Source organism: Streptomyces sp. NPDC057307 (genome assembly GCF_042667665.1).
Taxonomy (GTDB): Bacteria; Actinomycetota; Actinomycetes; order Streptomycetales; family Streptomycetaceae; genus Streptomyces.
The window spans coordinates 41,814-57,733 of sequence record NZ_JBHUZM010000010.1; the positions used below are offsets into that span (position 1 = coordinate 41,814).

Annotated in this window: 11 protein-coding genes; 5 read left to right on the forward strand and 6 right to left on the reverse strand. The window is 69.2% G+C overall.

Annotated features, from left to right (window positions below; all coding sequences use genetic code 11):
• Window positions 1-69 precede the first annotated feature (69 nt).
• Window positions 70-1,473 (forward strand): erythromycin esterase family protein, encoded by a 1,404-nt coding sequence (locus tag ACFUN8_RS06500; RefSeq protein WP_383632394.1) that lies wholly within the window; start codon window positions 70-72, stop codon window positions 1,471-1,473.
• A gap of 5 nt (window positions 1,474-1,478) precedes the next feature.
• Here the strand turns inward: ACFUN8_RS06500 and ACFUN8_RS06505 are convergent, their stop codons facing one another.
• The 4 genes from ACFUN8_RS06505 to glmS form a co-directional block, all read right to left on the reverse strand.
• Window positions 1,479-2,414 (reverse strand): cyclase family protein, encoded by a 936-nt coding sequence (locus tag ACFUN8_RS06505; protein ID WP_383632397.1) that lies wholly within the window; start codon window positions 2,412-2,414, stop codon window positions 1,479-1,481.
• Window positions 2,415-2,526: 112 nt separating this feature from the next.
• Complete coding sequence (locus tag ACFUN8_RS06510; protein WP_383632400.1) at window positions 2,527-3,990, reverse strand: NAD(P)H-hydrate dehydratase; 1,464 nt, start codon at window positions 3,988-3,990, stop codon at window positions 2,527-2,529.
• A gap of 44 nt (window positions 3,991-4,034) precedes the next feature.
• Window positions 4,035-4,403 carry a holo-ACP synthase gene (locus ACFUN8_RS06515; RefSeq protein WP_383632403.1) on the reverse strand — a complete coding sequence of 123 codons (369 nt, stop codon included), beginning with the start codon at window positions 4,401-4,403 and terminating at the stop codon, window positions 4,035-4,037.
• A gap of 16 nt (window positions 4,404-4,419) precedes the next feature.
• Entirely contained in the window at window positions 4,420-6,285 is a 1,866-nt protein-coding gene (gene glmS, locus ACFUN8_RS06520) for a glutamine--fructose-6-phosphate transaminase (isomerizing) (RefSeq protein WP_383632406.1), read from the reverse strand.
• A gap of 125 nt (window positions 6,286-6,410) precedes the next feature.
• Here glmS and ACFUN8_RS06525 point away from each other — a divergent pair, with 125 nt between their 5' ends.
• The 3 genes from ACFUN8_RS06525 to ACFUN8_RS06535 are packed head-to-tail and all read left to right on the forward strand — an operon-like array spanning window position 6,411 to window position 12,282.
• The gene (locus ACFUN8_RS06525) at window positions 6,411-6,908 is read left to right on the forward strand and encodes an SseB family protein (RefSeq protein WP_383632409.1); all 498 of its coding nucleotides are present in this window, start codon (window positions 6,411-6,413) and stop codon (window positions 6,906-6,908) included.
• Window positions 6,905-7,552: a hypothetical protein gene (locus tag ACFUN8_RS06530; protein ID WP_383632412.1), complete on the forward strand. Its 648-nt coding sequence runs from the start codon at window positions 6,905-6,907 to the stop codon at window positions 7,550-7,552. The genes ACFUN8_RS06525 and ACFUN8_RS06530 overlap by 4 nt, the downstream gene beginning before the upstream one ends.
• Window positions 7,552-12,282, forward strand: coding sequence for a putative T7SS-secreted protein (locus ACFUN8_RS06535; RefSeq protein ID WP_383632415.1), 4,731 nt, complete (start codon window positions 7,552-7,554; stop codon window positions 12,280-12,282). Before ACFUN8_RS06530 ends, ACFUN8_RS06535 begins: the two co-directional genes overlap by 1 nt.
• Before the next feature lie 306 nt (window positions 12,283-12,588).
• Here the strand turns inward: ACFUN8_RS06535 and ACFUN8_RS06540 are convergent, their stop codons facing one another.
• Window positions 12,589-12,780: a hypothetical protein gene (locus ACFUN8_RS06540; protein ID WP_383632418.1), complete on the reverse strand. Its 192-nt coding sequence runs from the start codon at window positions 12,778-12,780 to the stop codon at window positions 12,589-12,591.
• A 225-nt stretch (window positions 12,781-13,005) separates the two neighbouring features.
• Here ACFUN8_RS06540 and ACFUN8_RS06545 point away from each other — a divergent pair, with 225 nt between their 5' ends.
• Window positions 13,006-14,952, forward strand: coding sequence for a hypothetical protein (locus ACFUN8_RS06545; RefSeq protein ID WP_383632421.1), 1,947 nt, complete (start codon window positions 13,006-13,008; stop codon window positions 14,950-14,952).
• A gap of 403 nt (window positions 14,953-15,355) precedes the next feature.
• Here the strand turns inward: ACFUN8_RS06545 and ACFUN8_RS06550 are convergent, their stop codons facing one another.
• A complete protein-coding gene (locus tag ACFUN8_RS06550) occupies window positions 15,356-15,913 on the reverse strand; it encodes a hypothetical protein (protein ID WP_383632424.1) in 558 nt (185 codons plus the stop codon).
• Between the last annotated feature and the right edge of the window lie 7 nt (window positions 15,914-15,920).

Below are 15,920 nucleotides of genomic sequence, written 5' to 3' on the forward strand. Positions count from 1 at the left end.
CCCTGGAGGCCGTAACCCCCGGCCCCACCACGCCCCGCCCCGCCCCGCACTGAGAATCGAGCCATCAGCATGCCTCGTTCATCCCCCGGCACCCCGTTCACCGAGTGGTTGCGAGCCCACGCCGTGCCGCTCACCCATCTCGACCCCGAGGCGCCGCTCGACGACCTGGAACCGCTGCGCGGCATCATCGGCGACGCCCGCGTCGTCGCGATCGGCGAACACTCTCACTTCATCGAGGAGTTCGCGCTTCTGCGCAGCCGCCTCCTGCGCTTCCTCGTCGAACGCTGCGGCTTCACCGTCCTGGCCTTCGAGTACGGCTTCAGCGAAGGCTTCGCCCTGGACGCCTGGGCCCGGGGAGAGGGAATGGACGAGGACCTGGCGGTCCACCTCGCCGACGCGATTCCCGTCGGGCTCACCGAACCCCTGCGATGGGTACGCCGACACAACCGCACCACCGCCTCATCGCCGGTGCCGCCGGTGCCACCCGTGCCATCCGTACCGCCGGTGCCACCCGTGCCGCCCGTGCCGCCCGTGCCACCCGTGCCGCCGGTGCCGCCGGTGCGCTTCGCCGGGATCGACATCCCGGCGGCGGGCGGTTCCCTGCTGCCCGCCCTGGCCCCGGTCGCCGACTACCTGCGCCGCGTCGACCCCGAGACCACGCCGGCGGTCGAGACGGCGATGCGGATCGCCGCGTCGTTCGCGGGCGGCTCCGCAGCCGTGGCCGCCCCCGCCTGGGCGCGCCTGCCCGCCACCGAGCAGAACGACCTCACCGCGATCCTCGCGCGCCTGCTCGTACGAGTCCGTTCCCTCGAACCGCTGTACGCCACCCGCGGCAGCGACCGGTACGACTACGACCTCGCCCTGCACCGCCTCGAAGGCGCCTGCCACGGCGACTACACCTTCCGCGCCATGGCCGGCCTGTTCGCGGGCAACGGTCTCACCGCCGATACCTCGGCGCGGGACGCCTACATGGCCAGATCGGTCCGTTGGCACCTGGAACGCCTCGATCCCGGCACCCGTATCGTCCTGGTTGCCCACAACGCCCACATCCAGACGACGCCCATCTCCTTCGACGGGCACCTCACGGGGCTCCCGATGGGGCAGCAACTGCGGCGCGCACTGGGCGACGACTACTTCGCGCTCGGTCTGACCAGCGTCGCCGGCCACACCGCGGACATGCTCCGCGACGAGAAGGCGCCCTTCGGCTTCACCCTCGGCGACACGACGCTGGACGCGCCCGAACCCGGAAGCGTCGAGGCCGCCTTCGCCGACGCCGGCTTCGGGCTCGGCCTCGGACTCGGGCTCGGGCTCGGACTCGCCGATCTCCGCGGAGCCCGTACGGAGACCTCAGACCTGCCCGGCCCCGACCGCATCCGGCTCCAGGGCACCTACGTCCACACCCCCGTCATCGACGCCTTCGACGCCGTCCTGAGCACCCCCGCCTCCACCGTCACCAAGGACCTCCGTATCTGACGCGGTCAGAACGTCGCGATCGGGTTGACCGGCGCCCCGGTCAGACCGTGGACGCGCGGCGGGGCGACCGTGAGCATGAAGCTGTAGCGCGCCAACTCCGCGCAGAGCGCCGCGAGGTCGTCGAGCAGTGACGCGTCGATCAGCGGCATCGCCAGCCGTCCCAACGCGACACCGTGCAGTGGGGACGGCCCGGCGGGGTCCAGCGCGGGGTAGGCGTCGCCCCGGTCGCCCGTGTAGAGGGAGACGCCGCGGCGGTGCATCCAGCGCACCGCGTCGAGGCTGATTCCCGGGGTCGGCCGGTCCGTGATCAGCGGGTCGGCCGGCCAGCCGAACCGTACCGCCAGCGCGTCGCCCGACCGCACCTCGACGCCCTGACGCTTCTCGGCTTCCTCGAAGTCGCGCGAGGTCACCGCGTGACCGGCCGGGAGGGGTTCCTCAGCGGCGAGATCGAGCAGAACTCCCCGCGTCACGATCCCGGCGGCGAAGGCCGTCGTCGAACCGAAGGTGACCCCGCCGGCCGTGACGGCCTGGTCCCTCGGGCGGCCGGGGTAGACCTCGCCGTCGCTCGACCAGTGCGCCAGGGCGTCGATGTGCGTGGACTTCGCGTGGTGGTTGGTGACCAGCATCAGATCGGCCGCCACGCCCACCCCGGTGTGGGCCATCATCTGCTGCACGGGAGAGACGTCCACCGTCGTGGGCGCGAACGGGCTGCTGATCATCGGGTTGGGGGTGATCGGCTGCGCCAGCGACGCCCATCGGCCGGTCCGCACCTCCGCGGCGGCGTTCGCGCGTACGTCGTCGGTGATCAGGTTGAGCGTGCCGAGTTCGTCGTCGGGTCCCCATCGCCCCCAGTTGTCCGGCAGGTCGGACTCGGTCGGCTCAACCAGCTGTATCGGCTCGGTCGGCTCGGTCGGCTCGGTCGGCTCGCTCAACTCGGCCATGCGGTCGGTCCCCTCTCGCCACAATCCACGATCCACGATCGCGATCCGCGATCCGCGATCCGCGACCCACGCCCCCCGTGTACGAGTAGGACGCCCCCGCCGGATCTTCGGTTCAGCCGCCGCCACCCGAGCCCGTCTCCGCCGCCACGTCCCGCCACGCCCCCCGTACCCCGGCCGCCACATCCTCGGCACTCACCGGCGCCCCCCGCGCCGCCCCGCGCGCCGACAACCCGTGCAGATACGCCCCCACCGCCCCCGCGTCCCGCGCCGCGAGGCCAGCCGCGAGCAGCGAACCCGTCAGGCCGGAGAGGACGTCGCCGCTGCCCGCCGTGGCCAGCCAGGGGGTGCCCGTGGGGTTCACCCTGACCGGGAGCGAGGTGTCCGGGGAGGCCACCAGGGTCGTGGAGCCCTTGAGCAGTACCGTCGCGCCGTAGCGGGCCGCCAGTTCGCGGACCGCCGTCAGCCGGGCCGACTCGACCTCCTCGCGCGGCACCCGCAGCAACGCCGCCGCCTCCCCCGCGTGCGGGGTGAGCAGCGTCGGAGCCGTACGCGACCGTACGGCGTCGGCGTCCAGCCCGCGCAGGCCGTCCGCGTCGATCAGGACCGGTACGTCGGACGCCAGCACGTCCGAGACGCCCGGCTCGTCACCCAGGCCGGGGCCGACCACCCACGCCTGCACGCGGCCCGCCTTCGCCGGCGGGCCGGCGTGGATCAGTACCTCGGGGAAGCGGGCGATCACCGCGTCCCCGGCGGGCCCCACGTACCGCACCGCCCCCGCGCCGCCGTGCAGCGCGCCCGCCACCGCCAGCACCGCCGCGCCCGGATAACGCGCCGACCCGGCGACGACACCGACGACCCCGCGCCGGTACTTGTCGCTCTCACCCGTCGGCACCGGCAACAGCCGTGCCACGTCCGCGTGTTGGAGTGCCTCCAGCTCCGGCACCGACGGCAGCACCGAGCCGAGCCCGATGTCGACGAGCCGTACGGCTCCCGCGTACTCGCGCGCCGGGTCGATCAGATGGGCGGGCTTGTACGTACCGAACGTCACCGTCGCGTCCGCCCGCAGCGCCTCCCCCACCACCTCGCCGCTGTCCGCCTCGACCCCGCTCGGCAGGTCGACGGCCACGACCACCGCGTCCGAGCCGCGCGCGGCGCGCGCCACCGGCACCGCGTCGGGCCGCAGGCCGCCGCGCCCGCCGATGCCGGTGATGCCGTCCAGTACGAGATCGGCGGCGGCCAGTACGTCGAACGGGTCGTCCACGACCCGGCCGCCCGCGCCCACCAGCGCCGCCAGCCCGCCCGCGTGCGCGCGCCCCGCCGCCAGCAGCACCGCCGACACCCCGGCCCCGCGCCGGGCCAGCCGGGCCCCGGCGTACAGCGCGTCACCGCCGTTGTCGCCGCTGCCGACCAGGAGGACGACCCGTGCGCCGTACACCCGGCCCCGCCGCCGCAGCAGATCCGCGCACGCGGCGGCGAGCCCGGCCGCCGCACGCTGCATCAGTACGCCCTCGGGGAGCCGGTCCATCAGCTCCCGCTCGGCGGTCCGTACGGTCTCGACGCTGTACGCAGTACGCATGACTCCGAGTCTGCCGCACAACGAGAGACGTCACCCCTCCGCGATCACCCTTCGGCGATCACCACCGCCGACGCGATCCCCGCGTCATGGCTGAGCGACACATGCCAGGCCCGTACGCCCAGTTCCGCCGCGCGCGCCGCCACCGTGCCCCGCACCCGCACCCGCGGCTGCCCGCTCTCCTCGACGTACACCTCGGCGTCCGTCCAGTGCAGCCCGCCCGGCGCGCCCAGCGCCTTCGCCAGCGCCTCCTTGGCCGCGAAGCGGGCGGCCAGCGAGGCGACACCGCGCCGTTCCCCGCCGGGAAGCAGCAACTCGCTCTCCACGAAGAGCCGTTCGGCCATGGCCGGTGTGCGCTCCAGCGCCGCCGCGAAGCGTTCGATCTCCGCGACGTCGATCCCCACCCCGATGATCACTGTGCAGTCCTGCCTCTCACTCCACCGTCACGGACTTCGCCAGGTTCCTCGGCTGGTCCACCTCGTTGCCGCGCGCCGTCGCCAGTTCGCACGCGAAGACCTGCAACGGCACCGTCGAGACCAGCGGCTGAAGGAGCGTCGGCGTCACCGGGATGCGGATGAGATGGTCGGCGTACGGCACCACCGCCTCGTCCCCCTCCTCCGCGATCACGATCGTCCGCGCTCCCCGCGCCCGGATCTCCTGGATGTTCGACACGATCTTGTCGTGCAGCACCGAACGCCCGCGCGGCGAGGGTACGACGACCACCACCGGCAGGTCCTCCTCGATCAGCGCGATGGGCCCGTGCTTCAGCTCGCCGGCCGCGAAGCCCTCGGCGTGCATGTACGCCAGTTCCTTCAGCTTCAGCGCGCCCTCCAGCGCCACGGGGTAGCCGACGTGCCGCCCCAGGAACAGCACCGTCCGCTTGTCGGCGAGCGAGCGCGCCAGCGCCCGTACCGGCTCCATCGTCTCCAGCACCCGCTCGACCTCGTGCGAGATGCGCGACAGCTCACGGATGACGCCGCGGATCTCGTCGCCGTACTTCGTGCCGCGCAACTGCCCCAGATACAGCGCGACGAGGTAGCAGGCCACGAGCTGCGTCAGGAACGCCTTCGTCGACGCGACCGCGACCTCGGGACCCGCGTGCGTGTAGAGGACGGCGTCCGACTCCCTGGGGATGGTCGAGCCGTTGGTGTTGCAGATGGCGAGGACCGTGGCGCCCTGGTCACGCGCGTGCCGCAGCGCCATCAGCGTGTCCATCGTCTCGCCGGACTGGGAGATCGCGATGACGAGGGTACGGGTGTTCAGGATCGGGTCCCGGTAGCGGAACTCGCTCGCCAGCTCCACCTCGCACGGGATGCGCGTCCAGTGCTCGATGGCGTACTTCGCGATCAGCCCGGCGTGGAAGGCGGTCCCGCACGCGACGATGACGACCTTGTCGGCCGCCCGCAGCACGCGCGAGGGGATCCGCAGGTCGTCCAGCGTCAGTGAACCCTCGGCGTTGATGCGCCCGAGGAGGGTGTCGGCGACGGCCTTCGGCTGCTCGGCGATCTCCTTGAGCATGAAGTAGTCGTAGCCGCCCTTCTCGGCGGCCGACGCGTCCCAGTCGATGTGGTATTCGCGCACGTCCTCGGACGCGTCCTCGCCTTCGAAGTCGCTCACCGTCACGGCCACCGTCACGCCGTCGCGACGCAGCTCCACCACCTGGTCCTGGCCCAGCTCGATCGCGGAGCGCGTATGGGCGATGAAGGCGGCGACGTCGGAGGCGAGGAACGCCTCGCCGTCGCCGACACCCACCACGAGCGGCGAGTTACGGCGCGCGCCCACGACGACACCCGGCTCGTCCGCGTGCACGGCGACCAGCGTGAACGCCCCCTCCAACAGCCCGCACACCCGCCGCATCGACTCGGCCAGCCCGCCGCAGGACGAGAACGCCTCGGCGAGCAGATGCGCCACGACCTCGGTGTCGGTCTCGGAGGACAGGTCGTGGCCGCGGTCGGTCAGCTCGGTGCGCAGCGCGGCGAAGTTCTCGATGATCCCGTTGTGTACGACGGCGACCCGGCCCGCGTTGTCGGCGTGGGGATGCGCGTTGGCGTCGGTCGGGCCGCCGTGCGTGGCCCATCTGGTGTGCCCGATACCAGTACTCCCGCTCGGCAACGGCGCCTCCACCAGCGCCTTCTCCAGATTGACGAGCTTGCCCGCCTTCTTGGCCGAGGCCAGTCCACCGTCGGCGAGCACCGCGACACCGGCCGAGTCGTAGCCCCGGTATTCAAGCCGCTTGAGCCCGGCGATGACCACATCGAGCGCCGACTGCCCACCGACGTATCCCACGATTCCACACATGTCCGGCAGCCTACGGCGACCGGCACCGAGGTCCGGGGAGCGCTCGCGGGGGACTTTCCGACCGCGCGGGCCGGCCGGAGCCGGGATCTTGCACGCGGAAACTCTCCCGTGACAGCCTCTCGACTATGCGTGACAACGGGGACGACATAGTGGGGCCTGGCCGCCCGTCGAGACTGACCGAGTTGGTTGACTGGTCCGAGGCGGAGCGACCGACCACGCCGCAGGACGTCGGCCCGGTGCCCGACCCGGCGCCGGTGGATGAATTTGCGTTCGCGAGGCGTCAGTTCAGGATGTTGTTGGGGGAGTTTCGGCGTGCGGCGGTGTTGGTGCCGTTGGATGCCGCTGGTGATTTGTGGTCGGCGGATCAGGGTGGGGTTCGGTGGATCTGTGCGTTCTCGGACGAGGAGGCGTTGGCGCGGTTCGCTGGGGTGCGTGGTGACGCGGGGCGGGAGTGGGTGTACCGGACCGTGTTGGGTGCGCGGTTGCTGGATGTGATGGTGCCGTTGCTGCCGGGGCCGGCGGGGGTGGCGCTGGATGCGGGTGGTGAGGGCGGGGTGCTGTTCCCGCCGGTGGCGGGGATCGTGCCGGATGCGGTCGCGGTGGATCTCGGGGGGACGCGGTGAGCGGGGATGGTGCTGACCTTCAGGTGCCGCCGGAGGCGTTGGCCGCGATCGCGAAGGGGATCGATCTGGCGCATGCCGAGCTGAAGGATCTCGGGATGATCGGTGACGCGTCGGCGGGGCGTGGGTTCTCGGATCTGGCGTTGTCGGGGCTGGAGTTGGGGCATGGCGGGCTGGCGTCGAAGTTCGGGACGTTCTGTGACCGCTGGGAGTGGGGTGTGCGGGCCCTGACGCAGAAGGGGAACGGTTTCGCGCAGGGGGTGGGGCTGTCGGCGGGCGCCCATGCGGAGCAGGAGAGTTACGTCAAGGACTCGATCAAGATCGGTGTGAACTCGGTCAACGGGAATCCGCATCTGTCCGAGGACGAGGTCAAGGCCAAGAGCTGGGACACGATCAGCAACCAGTCGGCCTTTGACAATCCTGACTGGAGCGCGGAGTCGTTCTCCGAGGCCCACGGGGAGGTCAAGCAGACCTGGAAGGACACGACGTACGACGTGGAGGACGCCGCGCTCGACTCCCTGGAACGCAACGGGCTGGTCGACCCGGAGGTGCGGTCGGCGGTGGACGAGGAGCTGAAGGAACGACTCGATCCCTCGCAGGCGACGATCGATCAGGCCGAGCAGCCGCGATGGGGTGACAGTCGCTGATGACGGACTGGGGGAAAGTCGGCGGAGACCTCTGGGACGGTGCCGGGAAGCTGTTCGACGAGGGCAAGGAAGTTGTCGGTAAGGGCATCGACAAAGGCACCGACGTGGTCGGCTCCGGTCTGGAGAAGGTCGGTGCCGACGAGTGGGCGGACACGGTCGAGGACTGGGGCGACGAGACCGCGTCCTCGCTCGGCGCGGAGGTCGGTGAGCAGCAGCTCGGCCAGAGCGAGGAAGCGAACGAACTGGTCCACGGGCGGCCGGAGAAGATCACCGCGGCGGTGAAGAACCTCCGTGACTTCCAGAAGGCGTTCGATCTCGTCGGCGGCGGGATGAAGAAACTCGACGCCGGTCACTGGAAGGGTGAGGGCGCCGATGCCTTCCGGGCGAAGTTCGCGCCGCTGCCCACCGACTGGCTGCGCGCGGCGGACGCGTTCGAGGCCGCGGCCAAGGCGCTGGAGACGTACGCGACGGCGGTCGTCAGCGCGCAGGGCAGGGCGGGTGAGGCGATCGCCCTGTTCAAGGAGGGCAACGAGGCTTCCAGTACGGCCGCGGCCACGTTCAACAAGAAGGCGGACGCCTACAACGCCGCCCGTAACAGCGACGCACCCCTTCCCCATCCGGGGGAGTTCTCCGACCCCGGCGTGGCCATGCGGCGGCGTGCGCGGGAGATCCTCAACGACGCCCGGCGGGCGCGCAACGAGGCCGCCGTGTCGGCGGAGGGCGCGGTCGGTACGGCGATGGCACACGCGCCGAAGGAGCCATCCGGTCTCGACCGGGCGAGGCAGGAGATCCTCGACTACGGCTTCGGCCAGGGTGTGGAGCTGGCCCACTTCGGTGGCGGCATCATCAAAGGCACCGCCGGACTGGCGAACTTCGTCCGCTCGGTCAACCCACTGGACGCGTACAACCTGACCCACCCGGCCGAGTACTACAAGGGCGTCAACATGACGCTCGCCGGCCTCGCCTCCACCGTCGCCAACCCCGACCGGGCGCTGAAGAACGCCTGGGACTCCGCCAAGGGCGACCCCTCCGAATTCATGGGCCGACTCGTCCCCGAACTCATCGGCACCAAGGGCGCGGGCGTCGTCAAGGGGCTGGTGCGCCACGGGGTGAAGGACGGGGCGGAGAGCGCCGCCCGCAAGGGCGTCGACGATCCGGCGAAGCCGTCTCGGCCCAACGAGGCGGTGGAGAACGGGCCGTCCGATCCAGTCGACATCGCTACCGGAACGATGTATCTGCCGCAGACGGACATCATCCTGCCCGGAACGCTTCAGCTGGCCTTCCGCCGTCGGGTCGCCTCTGATTACCGCGCGGGGCGGTGGTTCGGGCCCTCATGGTCCTCCACGGCCGACCAGCGGCTGGAGATCGACTCCGAAGGGATCGTCTTCGTCTGCGAGGACGGCTTGTTGCTGTCCTACCCACACCCCGCGCCCGGCGTTCCGGTTCTGCCCAGCCACGGCCCGCGCCGGCCCCTCAACCTGGACGCTGCCGGGAACTACACGATCACCGATCCGGATACCGGCAGGGTCTGGCGCTTCACCGGCCACAGCGCGAATCTCGCACTCCTGGCACAGATCGACGACCGTAACGGCAATTGGATCAGCTTCGAGTACGCCGACGGGGGCGCTCCGACGGATATCGTCCACGGAGCCGGATACCACCTCAAGCTCAGCACACACGAGGGCAGGATCAACGCACTGCGTCTGGTCGGCGCGGCCCCGGACGGCACCGACCAGGAGATCCTCCGCTACGGCTACACGGACGGACACCTCACCGAGGTCATCAACTCCTCCGGCCTGCCCCTGACTTTCGAGTACGACGAATGTGCCCGGGTCACGTCCTGGACCGACACCAACGGCAGCCGCTACGAGTACGTCTACGACAACCAGGACCGCTGTGTCGCCGAAGGCGGCACCGAAGGCCATGTGGCTCTACGGCTGGACTACGACGGCACCGACCCGGAGACCGGCCTGCGTGTGACCACCGCAACCACCGTCACCGGCGCAGTCCATCGGTACGTGATCAACGACGTCCATCAAGTGGTCACGGAAACGAACCCGCTGGGTGCCGTAACCCACTTCGAACGCGACCGCTACAACAGGCTGCTCTCCCGAACCGACCCGCTCGGGCGCACCACGCGCCTCCACTACGACGACGCGGGCCATCTCACTTCCGTCATTCGGCCGGACGGGCGCGAAGCCACTGCCGCGTACAACGAACTCGGCCTGCCCGTAAGGGTGACGCGCCCGGACCGGACGTCGGTGCGCCAGGAGTTCGACGAGCGGGGCAACCGCACCTCGGTCACCGATCCGTCCGGCTCCACCACACGGTATACATACGACGAAGCAGGCCGCGCGACCTCGGTCACCGACGCAGCGGGCGACACCACACGCATCCGGTGCGATGCGGCAGGCCTGCCCACCGAGATCACCGGTCCGCTGGAAGCGGTCGTGCGCTGCGAAAGGGACGCCTTCGGCCGGGCGGTTGCCCTCACCGATCCGCTCGGTGCCACAACGCGCTTGGAATGGACGGCAGAGGGCAAGCTGGCCCGCCGTATCGAGCCGGACGGCAGTGAGCAATCGTGGCTGTACGACGGCGAGGGCAACCGCGTCAGCCACACCGACGCCATGGGCGCGGTGTCCCGCTTCGAGTACACCCACTTCGACCTCATGACAGCCCGCACCGGCCCCGACGGCGTACGCCACGAATTCACCCACGACCACGAACTACGCCTCACCCAGGTCACCAACCCACAGGGCCTGACCTGGAACTACACATACGACGCCGCCGGCAACCTCATATCGGAAACCGACTTCGACGGCCGGGCCCTCGTCTACGACCACGATCGGGCGGGGCGCCTCACCGCGCGCACCGACTCGCTGGGCCGGACAGTCCGCTACGAGCGGGACGAACTGGATCGCGTCGTCGCCAAGGACGCCGACGGAACGCTCACCACGTATACCTACGACTTCGCCGGCCAACTGGCCCGAGCGGAAAGCCCGGACGCGACGGTCACCTACCTCCACGACCGCTTCGGACGCCTCAGGTCCGAGACGGTCAACGGGCGCACGCTCACCTACGACCACGACTCACTGGGCCGCCGCATCCGCCGGACGACACCATCCGGCGCAGTGAGCACCTGGGCCTACGACGCAGCAGGACGCCGAGCGGCACTCACCACCTCAGGCCACACACTCACCTTCGAACACGACGCCGCGGGCAACGAACTGACCCGGCACATCGGCGACACCGTCACTCTCACCAGCCAGTGGGACACGACCGGCCGCCTCACCAGCCGATCCCTGCACAGCCCGAGCACAGAACTTCTCCAGCACCGCGCCTACAACTACCGGGCGGACGGGCACCTCACCGACGTGGACGACCACCACGCCGGCACCCGCCACTTCGACCTCGACCCGGCAGGCCGCGTCACCGCCGTCCAAGCCGCGAACTGGACGGAGCACTACACCTACGACGAAGCAGGTAACCAGACCACCGCCTCCTGGCCCACCACGCACCCCGGTGCGGAGGCCACCGGCCCACGCACCTACACCGGAACCCGCCTCACCCGAGCCGGCAACGTCCGCTACGAACACGACGAACTCGGCCGCATCACCCTCCGCCAAAAGACTCGCCTTTCCCGCAAGCCCGACACCTGGCGCTACACCTGGGACGCCGAAGACCGCCTCACCTCCGTCACCACCCCCAACGGCACCTGCTGGCGCTACCTCTACGACCCACTCGGCCGCCGCACAGCAAAACAGCGCCTCGCCACCGACGGCACCACCGTCGAGGAACAGGTGAATTTCACGTGGGACGGCACGACTCTCTGCGAGCAGACCACCACATCAGCAGAGCTGCCGGATCCGGTCACCCTCACCTGGGACCACCAAGGCCTGCATCCCATCGCCCAGACCGAGCGCATTACCGCCGCGCACGCCCCACAAGAAATAATCGACCAGCGATTCTTCAGTATCATCACCGACCTCGTCGGCACCCCCACAGAACTCGTAGACGAACAGGGCGGCATAGCCTGGCGCAGCCGCACCACCCTCTGGGGCACCACCACCTGGAACAGAACCGCAACCGCCCACACCCCGCTCCGATTCCCCGGCCAATACCACGACCCCGAAACCGGCCTCCACTACAACTACTTCCGCCACTACGACCCCGAAACCGCCCGCTACCTCACCCCCGACCCTCTCGGCCTCACCCCGGCGCCCAATCCCGCAACCTATGTCGAAAATCCACACAGCCAAGTAGACCGTTTTGGCCTGAATCCATGCCCCGGCAAAAGCGACTCAAATACACGATCCGGCACGGCCCCGAGCTTCGTAGCTGAAGCTTCTGGGCCTCTTCAAGACGTCCGAAATCTTGGACGCCCCGACAGTCAGTTTGTGTACAGTGGTCATGGCGGAATACAAGCCGGTGACGGTACGCCTGTCATCGTCCCCGAGGGGACTAGTATTTCCATGTACTCGTATCACGGTGATCCAATTTCCGACTGGCTCGGAAATCAAATAGAAACAGGAACAAAACATGCGATCCCGCTCGAGATTTATGGCCCCGGCGAGAAGCTCCCAGATTACACACTTTACCCTCCGGGTGGATTGAACATCCTAGGGCTACCGAGGAACCTTACCGTGGACAACCCCTACTACCTCTCCCAACTAATCCAAGAAAACATGGGGATGGTACACTGGGCCGCCTGCCGCTCCGTCATCAAATAATGGTGAACTTTTGTGACTCATTATGAGGATCTCACTCCTTACTCTTACCTTCAGGAAGCAATCCCGAGATCTTCACCAGCTCTCAATGTTGGCTGGTTGGAGAATGGGATGAAATTTCGAGTCGGCGAGACGTCCGAAGAATTCAAGACGAGTCTCATTCGGATCATCCAAAACCACCCCCGCGCAAGAACGCGAGGATGGCATTCCTGCACCCTTCCTCATCATGTTCGCATTCCGTATCCCTGTGTGGTCGAAATAGGCAATCAAAAGATCTCACTCGGCTCCGCCGAGGTCCGCGTCATTGATTCAGACGGCCGGGTCCTCATAGCTCCAGATCTTGTCTACCACTACGTCGTCGACCACCATTATCTCCCTCCTGAAGAATTCATCGAAGCAGTAATCCAAGAGAATTACTTCCCGGAAACCGTCGGCACGTGACCTCGATCCGTGGACAAGGATTTCAAGTGATCTCCTGAGCGAGTTCGCGGTGTCGGGCACTGTGCGCGATCGAAACTGGCGGAATTCGACGGCGGCGGCCCAGAGCCGTCCTCGCGGGGACGCTCACGCTGCTGATCCAGAGGTCTCTCTGGAACTCAACAGAATCCTCCCAGCCCTGTCAGCAATCCAACGCGGTGGGACGACTCCTCGGTCCCCCTACGCCATGCGATACGGCTTTGTCACCGAAAGCCTCTGGTGGCGGCAACCTCCGACCGCCTTCAATGGATGACCGTGACGATGACCGCGACGCTGCGCGCCTTGATCACCCTGCCGCGGATGCTCCGCCACGGGGCCGCCGTCGGCGCGCAGTTGCCGCCCGACGCGTCCGTCGTCCTCGACCCGCCCGCGCCCGAGCTGCGCGCCGCGCTCGCCGCCGCGTACGCGGGTGACCACGCGCCGGCCAGGGATCTGCTCGCGGCGACCCGCGTCGGTGCGGAGTGGGAGCGGCGCGGCGGGTACGTGCCGCGGCTGGCCGAGAGCGCGTTGCACAGCCCCGGCTGGCTCGACGCGTGGCTCGCCGAGTCGCCGCAGGATCCGGACGCCGTACTGGTGAAGGCCGAGCACAGCGTCCAGCAGGCGTGGGAGATACGGACGGGCGCCCGCGCGAGCAGCGTGGCACGCGACCAGTTCCAGGCGTTCTTCGCGCTGCTCGACGACGCGGTCCCGGTGCTCGGAGCGGCGGCCGAGCTGAACCCCACCGACCCCGTGCCCTGGCAGGTCGCGCTGACGCACGCGCGCGGGAGCCAGGCGCCGCGCGAGGTGTTCGACGCGTACTGGGCGGAGGCGACCGCCCGCGCCCCGCACCACTACGGCTGCCATGTCTCGGCGCTCCAGTACCTGTGCGACAAGTGGTACGGCTCGCACACGGAGATGTTCGACTTCGCCGAGCGCGCGGCGGAGGAGGCGCTGCCGGGCTCGAAGCTGCACGCGCTGCCGCTGCTGGCGGCCGTCGAGTACGACGTGGTGGCCGGCGGCCCGTCGCGGGAGGGCGGGCGGATCGAACGCTCGCGCATCCAGGCGGCACTGGACCGGGCGCGGAAACTGTCGGACGCGTACCCGCCGGGCGACCCGGAGGTGGCCGAGGTCCGGAACCATCTGGCGCTGATGCTGGTGCTGGCGGACCGGCACGAGGAGGCACTGGAGCAGTTCCGGGCGGTGGGGGTGCACGCGACGGAGTATCCGTGGGCGTATCTCGGGGACGCGCGGGGCGAGTTCCTGGACTTCCGGGCGGGTGTGCGGATGCGTGTGGCGGCGCGGATGCCGTTCTTCTCGCGGTCGAAGCCGACGGGGCGGATGGGACCGACGGGGCCGACGGGGCCGACGGGGCCGACGGGAGCGTACGAGGTCGAGACCGAGGCCGTCGCCACCTCCCGCCCCTCCCCCGTCACCCCGCACTGCCTCGCGCTCGTCGCCGCCCCGCCGCACACCGTCGCCGACGCCGCGCTGATGTGCGGTGTCCCGCTGCGCATAGCCCCGGCGCCGGGCCGGTCGTCGTACGTCGAACTCGCCGCCGACTCCGAGCCCGGCATCCGCGCCACCCTCCTCGGCGAGGACCGGCTCACGGCCGCCGCCGACAACTTCACCACCGGCGAACCGTGGCCCGCGCTGGTCCTCCGGCGGACCGGTGACCGGTACGGCTTCACGCTGCTCCGGCAGGGCAAGAAGGTCGCCGACCACGACTGGGACCCGGCGGCGCCGGTCCCCGACCACGCCGCCGTGGCGGCCACCGCCGCGACGCTGGCGGCGGTGTACGGCGTCGCCGACGCCCGCCCGGTCACCAACCTCCTCCGCGGCTCGGACGACCCGGCCCGCCGCCAGTCCGCCCTGGTCAAAGCACTCGGCCTGCCCCCGATCCCGGCCGGTTTCGGCACCCGCGACGAAGTCCTCACCACCCTCGCAGGCGCACAGGTACTGGCCCGCCGCGGCTTCCTGGCAGGCATCCTGGACACCCTGTCGGGCGACCCGTCCGGCCGCCCGCCGGTACCACGCCGGCCTCGCTGGTGGGTGCTGCGCATCGCGGGACTGGTGCTGTTCGTACCGGTCATGGCGTACGCCTGGTGGTCACCGGACATCGGCTGGTTCCGCGCGTCGCTGTCGACGATCGCGACGTGCTACATAGCGGGCCAACTGACGGGCGCGTGGCGGCGGCGGGGGCGCGTCAGAAAGGACTGAGGCCGGACCGGGGGTGGTGCGGGCGGTATCTCGGAGACGGGGGCGTGCTCTCTCGGCCCGTCGCGTGATCGTCGCTGGCGTTCTCAGTGGCTCGGAGCTTGTACTCGTGGGGACCACTGAGAGGCGGGGCTGCCGGTGGCCGGCAGGGATACGTTCAACGGTGCGCGTGAGCACGTACATGCGGACACGGACGCGGTCGTATTGGAGGGTGTGGCTCGAACTGTCACCGAAAGCCCAGTGGGACTCATGACTCCTGATCCGCAGTTCGAGCCGCCCAGTTCATACACACGTTGCCGACGATATTGCTGCTGATCACCCGTGCATCGAGGTTGATTTCAGGCGACGGCGCAATCCGACGCAGGCTCGGGGCCCGCCTGACATATCCTGGCGGGCCCCGAAAAACTTATGCCGTGGATCCAGACTGCGATTCTGCCTCGACCCAGCGGTCGTCGTCCGCCTCCAGGATCCCCTGATCACTCACGAAGAAAATTCCAGTACGGTAGAAATCACAGAAGGCATTCACCATGGCTTCGATGCTCTCATACACGAACCCTGATTCTCCGCCAATCATTGCATGAGCAACCTTGGGCGACCGCGATGACGCATCGTAAACCGCCGCATAGAAATCCCCACCACCTGTCGCAAGGAGCGGCGTGAAGAAATCTCCGAGCACAGGATCGCCGATCTCATACGATTCCCGCATCCCCATCGCTTCACGCAGCGAGAGCGGCTCATAGCCCGGCACCAGAGCAGCATCGTCCTGAACCTGTCCCGAGCGATACTCCACACCATTTGACCAGCCGAACCATACGGCAATGTCTTCTGGTACGGGACCTTGAAACACCGCCTCAATCTCACTTGCCGAGATGCCAGGCACACGAGATTCGACAACGGGACGATTCAGGTCCGCAACCTGCTGCCAGAGTCGCTCGATGGACTGAATTAGCATTTCTATTGCCACCCACCCA